Source organism: Dietzia sp. NCCP-2495 (genome assembly GCF_026011735.1).
Taxonomy (GTDB): Bacteria; Actinomycetota; Actinomycetes; order Mycobacteriales; family Mycobacteriaceae; genus Dietzia.
Genome location: NZ_BRVN01000011.1, coordinates 1 through 18,766, shown reverse-complemented (window position 1 = coordinate 18,766; position 18,766 = coordinate 1). Strand labels below are relative to the sequence as shown.

Genomic DNA, 18,766 nt, shown 5'->3' with positions numbered 1-18,766 from the left:
ACGTGAACACCGCCATCCGCAGGGTCGCGGTCGCCGCCATGGTCATGGTGGTGGCCCTGCTCCTCCAGCTCACCTGGGTGCAGGTCTTCCGCGCCGACGAGCTGCGCTCCGACCCGCGCAACACCCGCATGCTGCTCGACGAGTACTCGCGCCAGCGCGGCCAGATCACCGCCGGCGGGCGCGTCCTGGCCCTGTCCCTGCCGACCGAGGGCCGCTTCGAGTTCGAGCGCACCTACCCCACCTCCCCGTACGCCTTCGGTCCCACCGTCGGCTACTACTCGCTGCAGTTCGCCACCTCCGGCATCGAGCAGTCCCAGAACTCCTTCCTCAACGGCTCCGACTCCCGGCTGCTCTCCCAGCGGATCTCCGGGCTCATCTCCGGCCGCACGCCCCAGGGCGGTTCGGTCGAGCTGACCCTGAACCCGGTCGCCCAGGAGGTCGCGTACGCGGCACTCCAGCGCGGCGCCGGGCAGGGGCCGTTCGTCGGCTCGGTCGCCGCCGTCCGCCCGTCGACCGGCGAGGTCCTGACACTGGCGTCGAGTCCGTCGTACGACCCGGCGGCCCTGTCGAGCCACGACCAGAACGTCCGGTCCGGGGCGATGGAGCAGATCGAGGCGAGCGGAGACCGGCCCCTGCTCAACCACGCCACGCAGCAGTCGCTCCCGCCCGGCTCCACCATGAAGGTCATCACCACCGCCGCCGCGCTCGAGCAGGGCCTGGGCCCCGACACCCCGGTCTCCGGCGCCGACCGGATCCTCCTGCCCGGCACCAGCACCTACCTGGAGAACTACGCCGGCCAGACCTGCGGCGGCCAGACTGTCACGCTGCGGACCGCCTTCGAGTTGTCCTGCAACGTTCCCTTCGTCGAGCTCAGCCAGCAGATCGGCGACGAGGGGTTCACGGAGATGTCCGAGAAATTCGGCGTGGACGGCACCGCACCGGAGGAGTTCGGGGTACCAGTGTCGCCGTCCGGGCTCGGGGAGATGGAGGACGCCGCGCAGCTCGCGATGAGCTCGATCGGCCAGAGCGACGTCCGTATGACCACCCTGCAGAACGCCATGGTCGCCGCCACCGTCTCCAACGGCGGCGTCCGGATGGAGCCACAACTCATCAAGACGCTCACCGCGCCCGACCTGTCCGTGGTCGAGGGCTTCACCCCGCACGAGGCCGGGCGCGCCCTCACCGACGAGCAGGCCGGCACCCTCACCGATCTCATGATCGGCGCCGAGGCCCACGCCGGCGGCGGTCTGCCCGGTGTGACCATCGCGTCCAAGACCGGCACCGCCGAGCACGGCGTCGACTCCTCCGAGTCCATCCCCTACACCTGGTACATCGCGTTCGTCCCCGGTCAGGATCTCGCCGTGGCCGTGGCCGTGGAGTCCGGCCCGGGCGTCAGCCGCGACACCGTCGGTGCCACCTACGCCGCGCCGATCGGCCGCGAGGTCCTGGGCGCGCTGCTGGGAGGTGCGCCATGAGTCTGGGTTCCGGCGCGATCCTCTCCGACCGCTACCGCCTGCTGCGGCTCATCGCGACCGGCGGGATGGGTCAGGTCTGGGAGGCTGGCGACACCGTCCTCGACCGCAGGGTCGCGGTGAAGGTCCTCAAGCCCGAGTTCTCCTCGGACCCCGAGTTCGTCGAGCGGTTCCGCTCCGAGGCCAAGGTCACCGCCCGCATCTCCCATCCGGGGATCGCCACGGTCTACGACTACGGCCAGGTGCCCGATCCCGCCTCCGGCAATCCCCTGTCCTACCTGGTCATGGAGCTCGTCGTGGGCGAGCCGCTCTCCGACGTCCTCGCCCGCGAGGGCTCGCTGCCGCTGCGGCACACGCTCGACATGCTCGAGCAGACCGGCCGCGCGCTCAACGCCGCGCACGCGATCGGTCTCGTGCACCGCGACGTCAAGCCGGGCAACATCCTCATCACCCCGACCGGGAAGGTGAAGCTCACCGATTTCGGCATCGCCAAATCGATGGGCGCCTCGGCCGTCACCCAGACGGGGATGATCGTCGGTACCGCGCAGTACCTCTCGCCGGAGCAGGCGATGGGCCACGAGACCTCCCCCGCCGGCGACGTGTACTCACTCGGCGTGGTGGGCTACGAATGCCTGGCCGGTCGTCGACCCTTCGTCGCGGATTCCCCGGTCTCCATCGCGATGATGCACGTCCGCGAGAAGCCCGCTCCCCTGCCGGACTCCGTGCCCGAGCCCGTCCGCCGCGTGCTGGGCGAGGCGATGGTCAAGGACCCGACCCGTCGCTACCCCGACGGAGGCGCGTTCGCCGACGCGATCTCCGATGTCCGCGCCGGCCGTGACCCACGCCCGGCCGGCGCGTTCCTCGCGGCAGCCGGCGCCGCAGGTGCCGTCGGTGCTGCTGGTGCCGCCGCCGCAGGTGCTGCCGCGGCGGGTGCCGCGGGCGGGGCGCACGGCGGCCAGCAGGGTCCCCGCACGACCCGGATGTACACCCAGAGGCAGCCGGGACCCGATACGGCCCGCGGCGGGGCACCCGGCCACGCCGGCCACACCGGTCGTCAGGCCGCCGGGCAGCAGGCGGCACGGCAACAGCCACCGACCGGTCGTCATCTCAACCCGCCGGTCACGTCCCGCCCGTCCTCGCGCCGCTCGAACAGCGGCTGCGCCGGGTGGTTCCTCGTGGTGTTCCTCCTGGTCGCGATCATCGCCGTCGCCGGCGTGATGGCCCTGTCGAACGCCGGTGTCTTCGGCCAGAACGGTCTGTTCGGGAACTCCCCGACCACCTCCACACCGCGGACCTCCGCACCGGTGACGGTCACCACCACGCAGCAACCCACACAGCAGCCGTCACCCACCCCGACACCCACCCCGACCACGGAGCCGACCCCGACGTCCCCGACGACCTCGGAAGCGCCGCCCGAGACCGATCTCAGTGAGATGCTCGACTCCATCACCTCCGAGTTCAGCTCCCTCATTCCCCAGCCCGGCCAGGGTCAGGGGCAGGGGCAAGGGCAGGGCGCCGGGGCAGCACCTCTGGAGTTCCAGGGCCGGGGCGCCGCGAACATCGACCAGGGCACAGGAGGCGAGCGCGGATGACCACTCCGAACACCCTGGCCGGTCGCTACGAGATCGGTGCGACCCTCGGCTTCGGCGGGATGTCGGAAGTCCACCGGGGCCGCGACACGGTCCTCGGACGTGAGGTGGCCGTGAAGATCATGCGCCCCGAGCTGGCCCGGGACGAGACCTTCTACCAGCGGTTCCGGCGCGAGGCCCAGAACTCTGCCTCGCTCAACCACCCGTCGATCGTCGCGATCTACGACCAGGGCGAGGAGCCCACCGCCGACGGCTCGTTGCCGTACATCGTGATGGAGATCGTCGAGGGCGACACCCTCCGGGACATCGTCAGGATGGACGGTCCGATGGAGCTCGAGCGGGCCCTCGGAGTGATGGCCGACGTCTGCGGTGCGCTCGACTTCTCGCACAAGAAGGGCATCATCCACCGCGACGTGAAGCCCGCGAACATCATGATCTCGCGCGACGGCGCGGTGAAGGTCATGGACTTCGGCATCGCGCGGGCGGTCAGTGACTCCAGTTCCACCCTCACCAAGACCTCCTCAGTGTTGGGGACCGCCCAGTACCTGAGCCCCGAGCAGGCCCGCGGCGAGACCGTCGACGCCCGGTCCGACCTGTACTCGGCGGGCTGCGTGCTCTACGAGATGGTCACCGGCGCCCCGCCGTTCACCGGTGAATCGCCGGTCGCCGTGGCCTACCAGCACGTCCGTGAGACCCCGAAGCCGCCGTCGTCGGTCAATCCGGACGTCAGCCGCTACGTCGACGCGGTGATCATGCAGGCGATGGCCAAGAACCCGGAGAACCGGTATGCCTCCGCCGGCGACATGCGCACCGACCTGATCACGGTGCTCTCCGGCGGGCGCCCCTCGGCGCCCCTGGTGTTGTCCGACGACGACCTCGACGCCGATCAGCGCCCCGAGGCCCACCACGGATTCGCCGGTGCCGGCTACGGTTCCGGCCGGTCCGACTGGTCCTCGCCCTCCGATGCCGTCACCGAGGCGCACGATCTCACTGCCATGGGCGGCGCAGCAGCTGCTGGCGGGGCCGCGGGCGCGGCCGCGGCGGGTGCCGCTGCGGGCGGGGCACCGAGCGGGGCGACGGGCGGCCGCCGCTCAGCGACGTCACCACCGTCGACGACCGGGGCCGGGAACAGCAGGCCCCCGACGCGGCGCGCCGATCGCGACTCGAAGGGCCGATCCCGCGCCCTCACCATCGCCCTGTCTGCGCTCCTGGTGCTCGGCACGATCGCGGGTGTGTCCTTCTGGCTGACCAGCGACAGCGGCAAGGAGTTCACCCAGGGCCGCCAACAGCAGCAGGAGGTGACCATCCCCGAGGTCGCCCAGCGGCCCGTGGACGAGGTCGTCGACGAGCTGACCGCGCTCGGTCTCACACCCGTGCAGTTCCCGCAGACCGATCCCCAGATCCCCGTCGGTCATGTGATCTCCTCCGACCCGATCGCCGGGAAGCGACTCGCCGTGGGCTCGGAGATTCGCGTCGTGGTCTCCACCGGCAAGCCGATCCTCACCGTTCCCAACGTCATGGGGATGCCCCCAGCGGACGCCCGGAAGGTCCTGGAAGAGGCAGGTTTCGTCGTGGCTCCGGAGACCGTGGCCGAGCCCTCGACCGAGGCCGACCAGGGCAAGGTCGTGGCGACCGATCCCGCCCCCAGCGCGCAGGTGCCCTCCGACGTGCCCGTCCAGCTGAAGGTCGGTTCGGGCCCAGAGCAGGTCCAGGTTCCCAACGTGGTCGGTCAGAACGTCGACGCAGCGCGCTCGGCACTCGAGAGCGCGGGCTTCCGCGTAGACACCCGTCGTGTCGACGGAACGGCACCCGAGGGGCAGGTCATCGACCAGTCCACTCCGGCCGGCCAGTCGCAGATCAAGGGCGCGACCATCACCATCCAGCTCTCCGCGGGCAACCGCTTCGAGATGCCCAATCTCGTGGGCGACACCGTCGACGAGGCCCTGCGCAAGCTCGAGGCCGCGGGGTGGCGCGGTGGACGCGGCCAGCTGGTGGAGCTTCCCCAGAACGATCCGGACCTCACCCGGGTCGGGCAGATCTTCTCGCAGCAGCCGCCGGTCGGTGAGGCCGGGGTGAACGACCAGGTGGTCGTCCGCGTGATCCGCTTCGGTCTCGTCGCCGGTCCGGCGTAGGCGCCGGCCGGTCGTCACTTCCCGCGACGGCCCCGCTCCCCGGACCCGGCCTCCGGGGTTAGGCGAGCGCGGCCCCGCGGGTCCGGTCCAGCTCGGTCTCGAGTTGCGTCACGAGCGACTCGGACGGGCGCTCGCCACAGATCCCCAGCCAGTTGGCGAGCATCCGATGTCCGCCCTGGCTCATCACGGACTCCGGGTGGAACTGCACGCCGTGGATCGGGAGATCGCGGTGGCGCATCGCCATGAGCAGTCCCGATTCGGTGTGGGCGGTGGGGATCAGGACGTCCGGCAGCGTCTCCGGCAGCACCGTCAGCGAGTGGTAGCGGGTCGCGGTGAACGGACTGGGGAGCCCGGCGAGCACGCCCGTGGCCTCGTCCTCGTGCGTGACCTCGCTCGTCTTGCCGTGCATGAGTTCTGCGGCGCGGTCGACGGTCGCGCCGAACGCCTCGCCGATCGCCTGGTGGCCGAGGCACACGCCGAGGACCGGAACCCCGGCCCGCCCGCACACCGCGATGAGCGGGATGGTGGCGCCGGCCCTGTCGGGCGTGCCCGGTCCGGGGCTGAGCAGGACGCCGTCGAACTGTGTGATCACGTCGCGGAGCACGGCCGGGTCGAAATCACCGGCCGGTCCTGCGAGTCGCGGGTCGTCGTTGCGCCAGACCTCGCACGTCGCCCCGAGCTGGCCCAGATACTGGACGAGGTTGTAGACGAAGCTGTCGTAGTTGTCGACGACGAGGATGCGCATAGATGCAGCGTACTGCGATTCGTCGACATGAACCCCACGGGTCGTCCTTGGTACGCTGTCGCAAGACATCCCCCAGTAGTTCGAGGATTCCATGCCCAAGTCAAAGGTCCGTTCAAAGACCGAGTTCACCGACGCCGCAGTGAGCCGCACGCCCGTCAAGGTCAAGGGCGCGCCGACCCCGCGTTGGTATCTCATCGTCATGCTCGGACTGATGCTTCTCGGCCTGGCCTGGCTGGTCGTGTACTACCTGGCGGGCGAGAGCATCCCGTTCATGATGGCGCTGGAGACGTGGCAGAACTTCGCCATCGGCTTCGGCCTGGCCGTCATCGGTCTTCTCATGACGATGGGCTGGCGCTGACCCCGTACCGGTACTGACACGGGTCCGGAGCCAGCCCCGTGGTAGTGCCCGCCCGGTTACCTCCCGGTATCCCACAGGCTTCATCCCACAGACTCAGGCGTTCACGACGTTCCGGGTCGACCGTGATCGGCACTGTGTGATCGACCCTGTGTGATTCACACAGATCGCTTTGGGAAACCCTCAACCCATCATCCACAGTTTTATCCACAGCTCACCCCCCGTATCACACGGGGGGTGACCTGCATTTTCACACCCATACCTCATACATGCAGGTCAACGTGTGTTTATTTGGGAGATCGATGCCTCTACCGGCACATTTCCCAACCCTCACACGCTGTGGATAACTCCCTCCACACTGTGGAAGAACAGAAGACGACGACGACAACGACGACACCGCAGGTCGGACACCCGTCCAATCGAACGCGGATCGAACTCCACCCTTGTTATTCATTCACAGTGTGGATAAGGCCTGTGGATAGGGGAGGATGAACCAGATGAACGACGATGCGATTTCTGATGCCGGGCCACGGGCGGCGACGTGGTCTCCCGGTCTTGTGTGGCCGAGCGTGCAGATCGCACTCGGAGTCGGGTTCGTGGTGATCGGGATCCTGCGCCGGGACCCGCTCGCGCTGGTGCTCGCGGGGCTGGCAGCAGTGCTCCTGATCGCGACGGGCGTCTCCCACCTGATCCGTCGGCCCCGTATCGAGGTGGTGGACGGGTCGCTGGCCATCAAGAAGTTGAGCGGCACCGTGTTCGTGCCGAAGGAGAGGGTCGTCGAGACACGCTCGCTGGGAGTGGCCCGCTGGGGCGCGCGCCAGCACCTCATGCGACTGGAATACATCGACGATCGCGAGCGTGAGCAGCTCGACGTGTTCACCCGCACGGACCTGGGGACCGATCCTCGGGACGTGGTCGACACACTGATCCACCTCGGATACGGACGCGCACCTGCGGCCGACTGACCGTCGTCACGCCGTCACCGTCACCGTCTGGCGCCCTTAGCCGGCCGCACCGCCGGATCCAGCGCGGTCAGCCGGCCGCACCGCCGGATCCAGCGCGGTCAGTGGCCCGATCCAGCGCGGTCAGTGTCCCCCGCCGACTGCCATCACAAGGTCGGAGAGGAGCATGTCGCCGGAGAACCAGGCCAGCACCCCGGTGGCCACGACCACCACGGCATAGGCGAGCCACGACGTGAGTTCTCTGGCCCGGCGTCCCGCGCGGGCGGGCAGTCTTCGGGGAAGCACCACCAGCGCCACAGCCCCGATCGCACCGGCGGCGAGTCCACCGAGGTGAGCGGCGATCGAGACGCCGGGGACGAGGAAGCTCAGGCCGATGTTCAGGGCGAGGAGGACCGCGACTCCCTTGATGTCCAGGCGGAGCGACATGGCGACGATCGCGTAGGCGCCCATCAGTCCGAAGATCGCCCCGGATGCGCCGGCGGTGAGCGCCATCGGGTTGAAGTGCATCACGGCGACGGATCCGCCCACCGCCGAGACGAGGTAGAGGCCGAGGAAACGGAGATGGCCGATGCTGCGCTCAATCCCCATTCCGAGGATCCACAGCATGTACGTGTTGAGCAAGAGGTGCACCGGACCGAAATGCTGGAACGCCGAGGTGAGCAGCCGCCACCACTCGTCCCACACCACGACGACCGGTGGGAAGAGCGCGGTCGCCTCGAAGAGTCCGGACTCGTGATTGCTCATGAGACTGCGGGATCCGAGCACGGTCGCCAGGAATACGGCGAGGTTGGCGGTGATCAGCCACGCCGTGACGGGCTGGAGGCGGAAGAAGCGCGCTACGGCGCCTCCTCGATGGGTCTGAGTGCTCATGATGTCCGGTCGTCGTCGAAAGGAACTGTCGCAGATGAACAGCGGCGCGGGTCCGGAGATTCCGGAGCCCGCGCCGCTGGTCTGTGAGGTGGTCGGTCAGGCGATCTCGATCGACTCGATCACGACGTCCTCGGTGGGCCGGTCCATCGCGCCCGTGCGGGTGGTGGCGATGGCGTCGACGACCTTCTGGGAGGCCTCGTCCGCGGCCTTGCCGAAGATCGTGTGGCGGTTGTTCAGGTGCGGGGTCGGACCCACGGTGATGAAGAACTGCGAACCGTTGGTGCCCGGGCCGGCGTTGGCCATGGCCAACAGGTAGGGCTCGGTGAACTGCAGCTCCGGGTGGAACTCGTCCTTGAACTGGTAGCCCGGGCCGCCACGGCCGGTACCGGTCGGGTCTCCACCCTGGATCATGAAGCCGGAGATGACGCGGTGGAAGATCGAGCCGTCGTAGAACGGGCCCGACTGCTCGCCCTTGGCGTTGGCCGACGCGTACTCCTTGGATCCGTCGGCCAGGCCGACGAAGTTCTTGACCGTCTCCGGGGCATGGTTGCCGAACAGCTCGACGACGATGTCACCACGGTTGGTGTGGATGATTGCCTTCTGCGTTGCGATGCTCACGCGACCCATCGTACCCGCGGTTCAGCGGCAGGCGCCGTGGCCGACGACGCACCGGATCGGTGATCATCTGGTGGTCGCGGTCGGAGCGCTGTGCCACCATCATGGGTATGAGCAAACGAAGCGATCGTGCCGCCGAGCGTCGGGCCGTCAAGCAGGCCCGCAAGGACATGGAGCAGGCCGGTACCGCTGCGCGTAAGGCCTTTGACCTGAAGGACCCCCGTTTCCTCGGGGAGGCCGCACTCGCCGCGACACGTGGCCCGGCCGGCCTGGCACTCTTCGGTGCCAGCCGTGGCGTCAAAGCACTCAAGGAGCATCGGGCCCAGAACGCCGAGATCCTCAGCGACCTGGCCGCGGACGCCAAGCAGCACGCCGACGCGATCCGGGAGCAGACCTCTGTCCTGGCCGCGCCGAAGGACCGCCGGAGTCCGCTGCGTCGTTTCGCACCCCTCTGGATCACAGGCCTCGTGGGCGGTGCGGCGATCGCGGGCGCGACCGCCTACTTCCTGCGCCCGGGGTCCTCGGCGCCGGCAGCCACTCCCCCGTCCACCCCGGCCACCGCCGGAGTTTCGACCGGCACCACGGCAACCGCCGACGAGGCCTCCGCTGACGCGACCGCTTCGCAGGACGACGAGGCCCAGTCCGCGGCAGGTCAGGCTCCGGCGGGGCAGTCTCCTGCCGCCGACACCGCCGCACCCGGACCGGCCGCCGGCTCCGCACCGCAGCCTTCAGAGAACGAGTGAGCGAGTCCCCTTCGCCGACGGGAGGGCCGGAGCTGCAGGTCACGGCCTCCACACTGGCCGGGCTCGGACCCCTCGACGTCCACGCGCTATACAAGCTGCGCGTCGATGTGTTCGTCTCCGAACAGGATTGTCCATATGCGGAGATCGACGAGACGGACGCGGATCCGGGCACCACGCATCTCCTGGCCCGCGCTCCGGGCCAGGGTCCGACCGAACTCGCCGCCACGCTGCGGGTGTTCGGTGACGACGTGATGCACCTCGGTCGCGTGTGCACCGCCCCCGAATGGCGCGGACGGGGCATCGCCGCACAGCTCATCCACCGGGGTCTGGAGCTCTACGGTGATCGACCCGTCGAGATCGGGGCCCAGTCGTACCTGGAGGAGTGGTACGAGCAGTTCGGCTTCGTCAGATGCGGGCCCGAATACCTCGACGAACGGATCCCACATATTCCGATGCGACGCGACCTCCTACTATGAGGCGTGAGTCACCCTCTTCATCTGACCCGAGGACCATCCATGACGTCTGACGCCCCCTCTGCCTCCATGGTCAAGGCACTGCTCCCCGAGAGCGAGATGCCGACGCACTGGTACAACATCCAGGCCGACCTCCCGGAGCCGATGGCGCCGCACCTGCACCCCGGAACCAAGGAGCCACTCGGCCGGGAAGACCTGGCGCCCCTGTTCCCGATGGCTCTCATCGAGCAGGAGGTCTCCCAGGAGCGCTACGTCGAGATCCCCGAGGCTGTTCAGGAGATCTACCGACTCTGGCGGCCGGCGCCGCTGATCCGCGCCCGGCGACTCGAGAAGGCCCTCGGGACCTCGGCCCGGATCTACTACAAGTACGAAGGCACGAGCCCCGTCGGTTCGCACAAGCCGAACACCGCCGTCGCGCAGGCGTACTACAACGCCTCCGAAGGCATCACGAAGCTCACCACCGAGACCGGCGCCGGTCAGTGGGGCGCGTCGCCGGCGTTCGCGGGCCAGGCATTCGGCATCGAGGTCGAGGTGTGGCAGGTCAAGGCCTCGTTCGAATCCAAGCCGTACCGCCGGATGCTCATGGAGACCTTCGGCGCCTCGGTCCACCCGAGCCCGTCGGACCTCACCGAGTCGGGTCGGGCCTTCCTCGCCAAGGACCCCGAGACCCCCGGTTCACTCGGCATGGCCGTCTCCGAGGCCGTCGAGGTTGCCGCCGGCGATCCGGAGGCCCGCTACTCCCTCGGCTCCGTGCTCAACCACGTCTGCCTGCACCAGACCGTGATCGGCGAGGAGACCATCAAACAGCTCGCGATGTTCGGCGAGGGCGCGCCGGACTACCTCTACGGTTGTGCCGGTGGCGGCTCGAACCTGGCGGGCCTCGCGTTCCCGTTCATCCGCGAGAACCTCGCCGGTGCGCAGACCCAGATCATGGCGGTCGAGCCCGCGGCCTGCCCGTCGCTGACAAAGGGCGAGTTCCGCTATGACCACGGCGACGTGGCCGGACTGACCCCGCTGATGAAGATGTACACCCTCGGACAGGACTTCGTCCCGGACCCGATCCACGCCGGTGGTCTCCGCTACCACGGCATGGCGCCGCTGGTCAGCCACGTCAAGCACCTCGGTCTCATGGACTCGATGTCCGTCGAGCAGAAGGTGGCGTTCGAGGCGGGCGTCGAGTTCGCCAAGGCCGAAGGCGTCGTTCCCGCTCCCGAGTCCACGCACGGCATCGCCGGTGCGATCGGCAAGGCCCGCGAGTTCACCGGGGAACCGGGCTCGGGCCCGTCCATCGTCATCGGACTGTCCGGTCACGGTTTCCTCGACCTGCCCGCCTACGAGTCCTACGTCCACGGCAAGCTGGACTGAGATCACCGACCCCCTTACCCCCTCCTCGGACGCGCCCTCCAGGGCCGATCCGCGTCCAGATCAGAAACCCCGAACAGGAGCACCCTAATGACCAAGATCGACTTCACCGACCGGGTCGCGATCATCACCGGTGCCGGCGGCGGTCTCGGCCGCGCCTACGCGCTCGCTCTCGCCGAGCGCGGCGCCAAGGTCGTCGTCAACGACCTCGGCGGAGACGTCCACGGTGAGGGCGGCACCGCCTCCGCCGCCCAGCTCGTGGTCGACGAGATCACCGCCGCCGGTGGTCAGGCCATGGTCGACGGCAGCGACATCACCGACGAGGCCGCCGTGCAGAAGATGGTCTCGACCGCCATCGACACCTGGGGCAGCATCGACATCCTCATCAACAACGCGGGCATCCTGCGCGACAAGTCGTTCGCCAAGATGGGGACGGACGACTTCCGCAAGGTCGTCGAGGTACACCTGATGGGCTCGGTCAACTGCACAAAGGCGGTCTGGCCCCACATGGCCGAGGCCGGCTACGGCCGGATCCTCATGACCACGTCCACCTCCGGCATCTACGGCAACTTCGGCCAGGCCAACTACGCCGCCGCCAAGTCCGGCCTGGTGGGCCTGATGAACGTCCTGGCCATCGAGGGCGCCAAGAAGAACATCAAGGTCAACTCGATCGCCCCGACCGCCGCGACCCGCATGACCGAGGACCTCCTCCCGCAGCAGGTCCTCGACATCATGGGTCCGGAGACCATCGCCCCCGGCGCCCTGTTCATGGTCAGCGAGGACGCCCCCACCAAGACCATCCTCGGTGCGGGAGCGGGTGTCTTCGCGGTGTCGCAGATGGTCGAGACCCGCGGCGTCTACCTCCCCGAGGGCGCCCGGACCCCCGAGGTCGTCGCCGAGCGGTGGGCCGAGATCTCCGACGTCAACGACACCACCCCGCTCGAGTCGGCCTTCGAGCAGACCTCCAAGTACGCGGCCCTGGCCGCTCGTGAGCTGGGCCTGCATCTCGAGAGCTGAGCCTCTGCGCTCGTCGCCCGAGCCACCGCGCTCGTCAGCCGAGCCACCGCGCTCGTCAGCCGTCACTCCGGTCAGCGTTTCCCCAGGACAGATTCTCGGGAAACGTACCGGACTGACGGCTGACGGCGTTCTGCGCGGTGGCAGAGCTCCGGACGGCGCGGCGGTCCACTCGGAGACGTCTCCCGGGGCCGTGTCCTGGGCGCGAGCGCCTATTCCTGATCGGCGAACTGGGTCTCGTACAGCTCGCTGTACCGACCACCCACCGCGAGAAGCTCGGCATGCGTGCCGGACTCCACCACGCGCCCGGCCTCGAGGACCAGGATCCGATCAGCGGCCCGGACGGTGGACAGCCGGTGTGCGATCACGAGCGAGGTACGATCCGCCATCGCCTCACCGAGCGCCTCCTGCACCGCCGACTCGTTGGTCGAGTCCAGCGCGCTGGTCGCCTCGTCGAGCACCACGACCGAGGGCGAGGCCAGCAGGAGCCGGGCGATGGTGAGACGCTGCCGCTCGCCGCCGGACAGCCGGTAGCCGCGGTCCCCTATCACTGTGTCGAGTCCGTCGGGCAGTCCCCGGACGAGCTCCTCCAGTCGCGCCCGGCGCAGCGCGTCCCACACCTCGTCGTCGGAGACCTCGGGCCGCGCGAACGCCAGGTTGGCGCGGATCGTGTCGTGGAAGAGGTGGCCGTCCTGGGTGACCATCCCCACCGTCCGACGGAGCGACGACGACGTCACCGTCCGCACGTCGAGTCCGGACACCCGGACCGCGCCCGAGTCGACGTCATAGAGACGCGGCAACAGTGAGGCGATGGTGGACTTGCCCGCGCCGGACGAGCCCACGAGGGCGATCATCTGACCCGGGTCTGCCCGGAAGGAGATCCCGTGCAGCACTTCCTGACCGCCGCGGGTGTCGAGGACGGCGACCTCCTCGAGCGAGGCCAGGGAGACCTTGTCGGCGGAGGGGTAGGAGAAGTGGACGTCGTCAAACTCGATGGTCACCGGTCCCTCCGGCACGTCGACGGCATCGGGGGCGTCGGTAAGCAGCGGCTCCAGGTCGAGGACCTCGAAGACCCGCTCGAAGCTGACGATCGCGGTGACGACGTCCATCGGCGCGTTCGCCAGCGCGGTCAGCGGGCCGTACAGCCGGGTGAGCAGTAGGGCCAGCGCGACGACCGAGCCCGCGTCGAGCCCGCCGTTCAGCGCGAACCAGCCACCCAGGCCGTAGACCAACGCGAGTGCGAGCGTCGAGACGAGGGTGAGCGAGTTCATGAACACGCTCATGAGCAGCGCGGTACGGACGCCGATCCCGCGGACGCGGCCTGCGCGGTAGGCGAACTCCGCCGATTCGGCGTCGGGCCGACCGAACAGCTTGACCAGGGTGGCACCGCCGGCGTTGAAGCGTTCGGTCATCTGGTCGTTCATCGACGCGTTGAGGTCCGAGGCCTCTCGGCGCAAGGAGGCCAGACGACGGCCGACGTACCGGGCCGGGAACAGGAAGATCGGGAGCAGTAGCACCGCCAGCACGGTGAGCTGCCAGTTGATGCCGGCCATGACGATGAGTGTCAGCACCAGCTGGACCAGGTTGGACACGACGCCGGAGAGCGTGTCGGAGAACGCGCGCTGGGCGCCCATCACGTCGTTGTTCAGTCGACTGACCAGCGCGCCGGTGCGGGTGCGCATGAAGAACGCGATGGGCATGGTCTGCACGTGGTCGAACACCGCGCTACGCAGGTCGACGATCAGTCCCTCACCGATGCGGGCGGAGAACAACCGGGTGATGACGGCGGTGACGGCCTCGACGACACCGATCACCGCGATGGCCGCGGCCAGGACGACGACGGTTCTGACCGCCTGGTTCTCCACGATCGCCGTGACCACCCGACCAGCCAGCAGCGGCGTGAGAACAGCGAGTCCGGCGCCGAAGACCGACAACAGCAGAAAGACCACGATCCGCCTGGTGTGCGGTTTGGCGAACCGCCCGATCCGGCTGAAGTTCTCCCTGGTGAACACACTGCGGTCGAGCTTGATGTTGTTGTTCTCCGCGCGCATCAGAGTGCGCATCGCGGCCTGCTGCATCGTCACGTTCGACAGCTCCTCTCGGCGCCGATCGAGGGACCTGGCGACCTGCCGGTAGAACCACTGCCCCGGCTCGGATATTCCTGTGCGCCCGCCCCACTGTCGGAAGGCGTCATCGACCGTGAGCCAGTCGTGGCCGTGGACAAATTCCCGGCGGATGTCTAGACACATCCGCGCAGTTTGTCTAAAGTCGGTGCCAGAGAGTGGCATATGCCACACATCAAGACACTGGGAGGTCGTCAGCGATGTCGAGCACCGAGTACATCCGGCCCACCGACGGGGACGATGCCGAGCAGACCGGCCGGTCGCACGCGCACGGCCACCAGCACGAGCACGGCCATGTCGACAGGCACGGCCATGTCGACGGGCACGGCCATGCCCACGCCCACGCGCATGCCGAGGTCGAGCCGTACCCCTGGACCGACGCCAAGCGCTACCTCTGGTTGCTCGGCCTCATCCCCGCTGCGGGCCTGTTCCTCTCGCTGCCCCTGGTGGCGGGTTTCAACGCGATCGGCTGGGGCATCGCCGCGACGGTCTCCTGGTACCTACTGCCGGTCCTGGTGTACGTGGCGGTTCCGCTCGGCGACTACCGCATCGGCGTCGACGGGGAGAACCCGCCGGACGAGGTGATGGACCGGCTCGAGGCCGATCCGTACTACCGCTGGTGCACCTACCTCTACCTCCCGTTCCAGTACGGAGCACTGATCCTGGCCTGCTACCTGTGGAGCGCGGATGACCTGTCGTGGCTCGGCTACGACGGCGGACTGGGCATCGCGGCATCGATCGGTGTCGCGTGGTCGGTGGCGATCACCGGCGGTATCGGCATCAACACCGCTCACGAGCTCGGCCACAAGATCGCCGGCAGCGAGAAGTGGCTGTCCAAGGTCGCGCTGGCCACCACCGGCTACGGTCACTTCTTCATCGAGCACAACCGCGGTCACCACGCACGTGTCGCCACCCCGGAGGACCCGGCCAGCTCGCGGTTCGGTGAGTCGTTCTGGCGGTTCCTGCCGCGCAGCGTCTGGGGCTCCCTGCGCTCGGCGTGGGCCCTGGAGTCCGAGCGCCTCGGCCGCCAAGGCAAGGGACCGTGGACTCTGCGCAACGACAATCTCAACGCCTGGCTCATGACCGTCGTACTGTTCGGCGCGCTGATCGCGATCTTCGGCTGGCAGGTCGCGCCGTGGCTGATCGTCCAGGCGATCTTCGGGTTCTCCCTGCTCGAGGTCGTCAACTACCTCGAGCACTACGGTCTGCTCCGCCAGAAGACCGCCGCCGGCCGCTACCAGCGCTGCCGCCCGGAGCACTCGTGGAACTCCGACCACCTGGTCACCAACATCTTCCTGTACCACCTGCAGCGTCACTCGGACCATCACGCAAACCCGATGCGCCGCTACCAGGTCCTGCGCAGCTTCGACGAGGCTCCGCAGCTGCCCTCGGGCTATGCCGGAATGATGATCGTGGCCTACATTCCACCGCTGTGGCGCAAGGTCATGGACAAGCGCGTCCTGGCGCACTACGACGGTGACATCACGCGCGCCAACATCCAGCCCTCCAAGCGGGAGAAGATCCTCGCCCGGTACGGAACGGCCGTCCCGTCCGGCGGCGGCAGCGAAGGGGCGGCGACGGTCGTCGCGGACACCGACATCGTGCCCGCCCAGGTGTCCCCGACCGGCGAGTACGTGTGCCCCAACTGCGGGAACCACTACACCGAGTCGGCCGGACTCCCCCGTGAGGGATTCCCTCCCGGTACCCCCTGGTCGGCCATCCCCGAAACGTGGAGCTGCTCGGACTGCGGGGTGCGCGACAAGGTCGACTTCCTCCCCGTCCTCTAGTCCGTGTCGGCGTCCGGGGTGCCATCGGGGACAATGGTCACCATGCCGCGTCTCCGTCCGACTACCAACCGCCGTCCCGCGGGACGGGACCGAACCGAGCGACGGTCCCTCCGCGCCACAGTGTTCGACGCCATGCACGAACTACTGGAAGTGCGTGACTGGTCCGCAGTGACAATGTCCGACGTGGCCAAGGCCGCCGGCCTCAGCCGTCAGACCCTGTACAGCACCTTCGGCAACAGGCAGGGCCTCGCGCAGGCCTACGCCCTCCAGCTGGCGGAGCGGTTCGCCGGGGAGATCCGTGACTCGATCAACAGGAACCCCGGCGAGATCGAGACCGCCCTCCACGAGGGGATCAACGGCTTCCTCCTGGCGAGCAGCCGTGATCCCCTCATCCGCGCACTGCTCACCGGAGAGATCAAGCCTGACCTGCTGCGCCTGATCACCACCGAGGCCGGCCCGCTTATCGAGCGGGCCACCGAGGTACTGACCCCGGCCCTGTCCGAGAGCTGGATGCAGATCGCGCCCGAGCAGGCCCGGCTCGCCGCCTCGATCATCGCCCGGATCGGAATCAGCTTCGTCTCGCTGCCACCCGAGGACCCGGACCAGCTCGCCGGCGGTCTCACCGACGTCGTCGCCCCCTACCTGCAGAAGGTCGTCAACCTCGACATCCAGTCCTGAGGATCCAGGCCTGAGGTGACCGGAACGGCGCCGGGTCAGGTGGCGTCGCCCTTGTTCCACTTCACGTCGGGTCGACCGGGGACCGGGACACTCGCCTCGAGGAACAGGCCCCGAGCCTCGACACACAGCCGGTCACCCGCGTGGATCGTGGCGTGCGTCCACGTCTTGCGGCCCTCCGTCTCGTGGACCCAACACCGGAAGGTCAGGGGCACGAGCAGCGGCGTGGGCGAGCAGTAGTCGAGCTCGTAGTGGGCCGTCATGCCGTAGCGGCCGGCCCAGTGGTTGGCGAGACCCATCATGTGGTCGATGATCAGCGCGCTGATGCCACCGTGAACGCACCCGGGAGGCCCCTGGTACGCCGGGCCCAGGGTCAGCGTCGCCATCACCGACCCGTCGTCGCATCCCACGAAGTCCACGGGCGGCGCAATCGGGTTCTCGGGCCCCGCCACCGGATTCGACCGACGGGTGCCGTATCCCTTCCACAGGTTCTCGAGCCGTTTCTCCGGCGACGGGACGCGTGATTCGAGCAGTCCCGCCACCTCGCCCAGGCGGTCGGCGATGTCGCCGAGCTCGACCTCCGAGTTCGCGAGCGCCGCCGACGCATCGCGGAGTCTGCGGAGTTCCGCCACGACCCGATCGAGGTCGGGGTCGGTCGCCGGGAGCGGCGGTACGGGCAACGGGTCGAAGGACTCCCCCAGCTGTTCGCGGGCCTGGGCGAACGAGAACATCTCGTCGTCGCTCATCCCCGGGAGGGGCACTCCACCAAAACCTGGCCTATCGGCGTCAGTCGTCATACTCTGAAGGGTATGTCGACACCTGTCAATACGAGACCTTTTGATCCTTCTTCCTACGGTCCGTGGGCTCTCGTCGTGGGCGGAAGTGAGGGAGTAGGCGCCGAGATCGCCTTCCGTCTCGCCGATCAGGGGGTTTCCTCCGTCCTCGTCGCCCGCAAGCTCGAGGCCCTCGAGGAGACCGCAGAGACCGTCCGCGCCAGGGGAGTCGAGTGTCGCGTTGTGTCCGCGGACCTCACCGAGGCCGACTCGACCGACCGGATCGCCGAGGCGGTGGAGGGCCTCGATCTGGGCCTGCTCATCCTCAACGCCGGCGCCAACACGTACGGCTCGGAGTTCGTCGAGTCCGACATGGAGCAGGTGCAGAAGGTCATCGACCTCAACATCACCTCGCCCATGCAGATCATCCGCCGCTTCGGCCCCGGCCTCAAGGCCCGCGGCAAGGGCGGCATCGTGGTGATGGGCTCCATGGCCGGCTACCTCGGCCACGCCGACATGAGCATCTACTCCGCCGCCAAGGCGTTCAGCCGCGTGTTCGTGGAGGGTCTGTGGCTCGAGATGCGTGAGTACGGCGTCGACGTGGTGGAGGTCATCCTCGGTGTCACCCGGACGCCCGCCATGATCCGCGCGGGCCTCGACATGGACCTGCCCGGCATGACCGTGAGCGAGCCGCACGAGGTGGCCGACGAGGTCATGGAGTCCATCGGCAACGGCCCGGTCCATGTCCTCGGAGGCGAGGGCAACGTCAAGGGCGTCGAGTTCTCCTCCGGTACGAACCGCGGCCGCATCGTCGCCGGTGCGCACAAGCGCATGCAGGCACTGCGCGGCGCGTAACCGGTCTGCGCACCCGGCCGGCTACCCGCTCCGCACCCCGCCCGTCCGGCCCCGAGCGACGCCATCCCGAGCGCCCCCCGAGCACTCACCAAGCGCCCCCGTCCATAAGTGGGTTCGGCACAGCGGCTCTCGGCCGATGCGGGCCGGACCCACTTATCGATGAGGCCTGGGCGGGCGGCTCGGGCGGGTCCTGCGGCGGCCCGGAGGGTGGGGCGTGAGGG

17 protein-coding genes are annotated in these 18,766 nt (G+C 68.7%); 12 read left to right on the top strand and 5 right to left on the bottom strand.

Going from position 1 to position 18,766, the window contains the following annotated elements:
• The first annotated feature begins 2 nt into the window (after nt 1-2).
• The 3 genes from OPF83_RS10895 to pknB are packed head-to-tail and all read left to right on the top strand — an operon-like array spanning nt 3 to nt 5,193.
• Complete coding sequence (locus tag OPF83_RS10895; RefSeq protein ID WP_264887502.1) at nt 3-1,475, top strand: penicillin-binding transpeptidase domain-containing protein; 1,473 nt, start codon at nt 3-5, stop codon at nt 1,473-1,475.
• On the top strand, nt 1,472-3,064 hold the full coding sequence (locus OPF83_RS10890) for a serine/threonine-protein kinase (RefSeq protein ID WP_264887501.1): 1,593 nt from the start codon (nt 1,472-1,474) through the stop codon (nt 3,062-3,064). The genes OPF83_RS10895 and OPF83_RS10890 overlap by 4 nt, the downstream gene beginning before the upstream one ends.
• Complete coding sequence (pknB, locus tag OPF83_RS10885) at nt 3,061-5,193, top strand: Stk1 family PASTA domain-containing Ser/Thr kinase (RefSeq protein WP_264887500.1); 2,133 nt, start codon at nt 3,061-3,063, stop codon at nt 5,191-5,193. The genes OPF83_RS10890 and pknB overlap by 4 nt, the downstream gene beginning before the upstream one ends.
• Nucleotides 5,194-5,251: 58 nt before the next feature.
• Here pknB and OPF83_RS10880 read toward each other — a convergent pair whose 3' ends face one another.
• Complete coding sequence (locus tag OPF83_RS10880; protein ID WP_264887499.1) at nt 5,252-5,938, bottom strand: aminodeoxychorismate/anthranilate synthase component II; 687 nt, start codon at nt 5,936-5,938, stop codon at nt 5,252-5,254.
• A gap of 91 nt (nt 5,939-6,029) precedes the next feature.
• Between OPF83_RS10880 and crgA the strand changes: the two genes are divergently transcribed.
• Together crgA and OPF83_RS10870 are read left to right on the top strand one after the other, a co-directional pair.
• Nucleotides 6,030-6,296 carry a cell division protein CrgA gene (crgA, locus tag OPF83_RS10875; RefSeq protein WP_264887498.1) on the top strand — a complete coding sequence of 89 codons (267 nt, stop codon included), beginning with the start codon at nt 6,030-6,032 and terminating at the stop codon, nt 6,294-6,296.
• Nucleotides 6,297-6,790: 494 nt separating this feature from the next.
• Nucleotides 6,791-7,258 carry a PH domain-containing protein gene (locus tag OPF83_RS10870; RefSeq protein WP_264887497.1) on the top strand — a complete coding sequence of 156 codons (468 nt, stop codon included), beginning with the start codon at nt 6,791-6,793 and terminating at the stop codon, nt 7,256-7,258.
• 120 nt (nt 7,259-7,378) lie between these two features.
• Here OPF83_RS10870 and OPF83_RS10865 read toward each other — a convergent pair whose 3' ends face one another.
• Nucleotides 7,379-8,125 carry a rhomboid family intramembrane serine protease gene (locus OPF83_RS10865; protein ID WP_264887496.1) on the bottom strand — a complete coding sequence of 249 codons (747 nt, stop codon included), beginning with the start codon at nt 8,123-8,125 and terminating at the stop codon, nt 7,379-7,381.
• A 96-nt stretch (nt 8,126-8,221) separates the two neighbouring features.
• A complete protein-coding gene (locus tag OPF83_RS10860) occupies nt 8,222-8,752 on the bottom strand; it encodes a peptidylprolyl isomerase (RefSeq protein ID WP_264887495.1) in 531 nt (176 codons plus the stop codon).
• A gap of 98 nt (nt 8,753-8,850) precedes the next feature.
• On the opposite strand from OPF83_RS10860, the gene OPF83_RS10855 reads away from it, so the two are divergent.
• The 4 genes from OPF83_RS10855 (at nt 8,851) to OPF83_RS10840 (ending at nt 12,335) form a co-directional block, all read left to right on the top strand.
• Nucleotides 8,851-9,483 carry a hypothetical protein gene (locus OPF83_RS10855; protein ID WP_264887494.1) on the top strand — a complete coding sequence of 211 codons (633 nt, stop codon included), beginning with the start codon at nt 8,851-8,853 and terminating at the stop codon, nt 9,481-9,483.
• Complete coding sequence (locus OPF83_RS10850) at nt 9,480-9,959, top strand: GNAT family N-acetyltransferase (RefSeq protein WP_264887493.1); 480 nt, start codon at nt 9,480-9,482, stop codon at nt 9,957-9,959. Before OPF83_RS10855 ends, OPF83_RS10850 begins: the two co-directional genes overlap by 4 nt.
• A gap of 39 nt (nt 9,960-9,998) precedes the next feature.
• A complete protein-coding gene (locus tag OPF83_RS10845; RefSeq protein ID WP_264887492.1) occupies nt 9,999-11,321 on the top strand; it encodes a TrpB-like pyridoxal phosphate-dependent enzyme in 1,323 nt (440 codons plus the stop codon).
• A gap of 87 nt (nt 11,322-11,408) precedes the next feature.
• A complete protein-coding gene (locus OPF83_RS10840) occupies nt 11,409-12,335 on the top strand; it encodes an SDR family oxidoreductase (protein WP_264887491.1) in 927 nt (308 codons plus the stop codon).
• Nucleotides 12,336-12,544: 209 nt separating this feature from the next.
• On the opposite strand, the gene OPF83_RS10835 is transcribed toward OPF83_RS10840, so the two are convergent.
• The gene (locus OPF83_RS10835) at nt 12,545-14,410 is read right to left on the bottom strand and encodes an ABC transporter ATP-binding protein (RefSeq protein WP_264887552.1); all 1,866 of its coding nucleotides are present in this window, start codon (nt 14,408-14,410) and stop codon (nt 12,545-12,547) included.
• A 245-nt stretch (nt 14,411-14,655) separates the two neighbouring features.
• On the opposite strand from OPF83_RS10835, the gene OPF83_RS17420 reads away from it, so the two are divergent.
• Nucleotides 14,656-16,242, top strand: a complete 1,587-nt coding sequence (locus tag OPF83_RS17420; protein WP_309297774.1) for a fatty acid desaturase — start codon at nt 14,656-14,658, stop codon at nt 16,240-16,242.
• Nucleotides 16,243-16,374: 132 nt separating this feature from the next.
• Nucleotides 16,375-16,920, top strand: a complete 546-nt coding sequence (locus OPF83_RS10820; RefSeq protein ID WP_264887490.1) for a TetR family transcriptional regulator — start codon at nt 16,375-16,377, stop codon at nt 16,918-16,920.
• Between the two features lie 35 nt (nt 16,921-16,955).
• Here OPF83_RS10820 and OPF83_RS10815 read toward each other — a convergent pair whose 3' ends face one another.
• Complete coding sequence (locus tag OPF83_RS10815; protein ID WP_264887489.1) at nt 16,956-17,663, bottom strand: PaaI family thioesterase; 708 nt, start codon at nt 17,661-17,663, stop codon at nt 16,956-16,958.
• Between the two features lie 63 nt (nt 17,664-17,726).
• On the opposite strand from OPF83_RS10815, the gene OPF83_RS10810 reads away from it, so the two are divergent.
• Entirely contained in the window at nt 17,727-18,545 is an 819-nt protein-coding gene (locus tag OPF83_RS10810; protein WP_264887488.1) for an SDR family oxidoreductase, read from the top strand.
• Nucleotides 18,546-18,766: the final 221 nt, after the last annotated feature.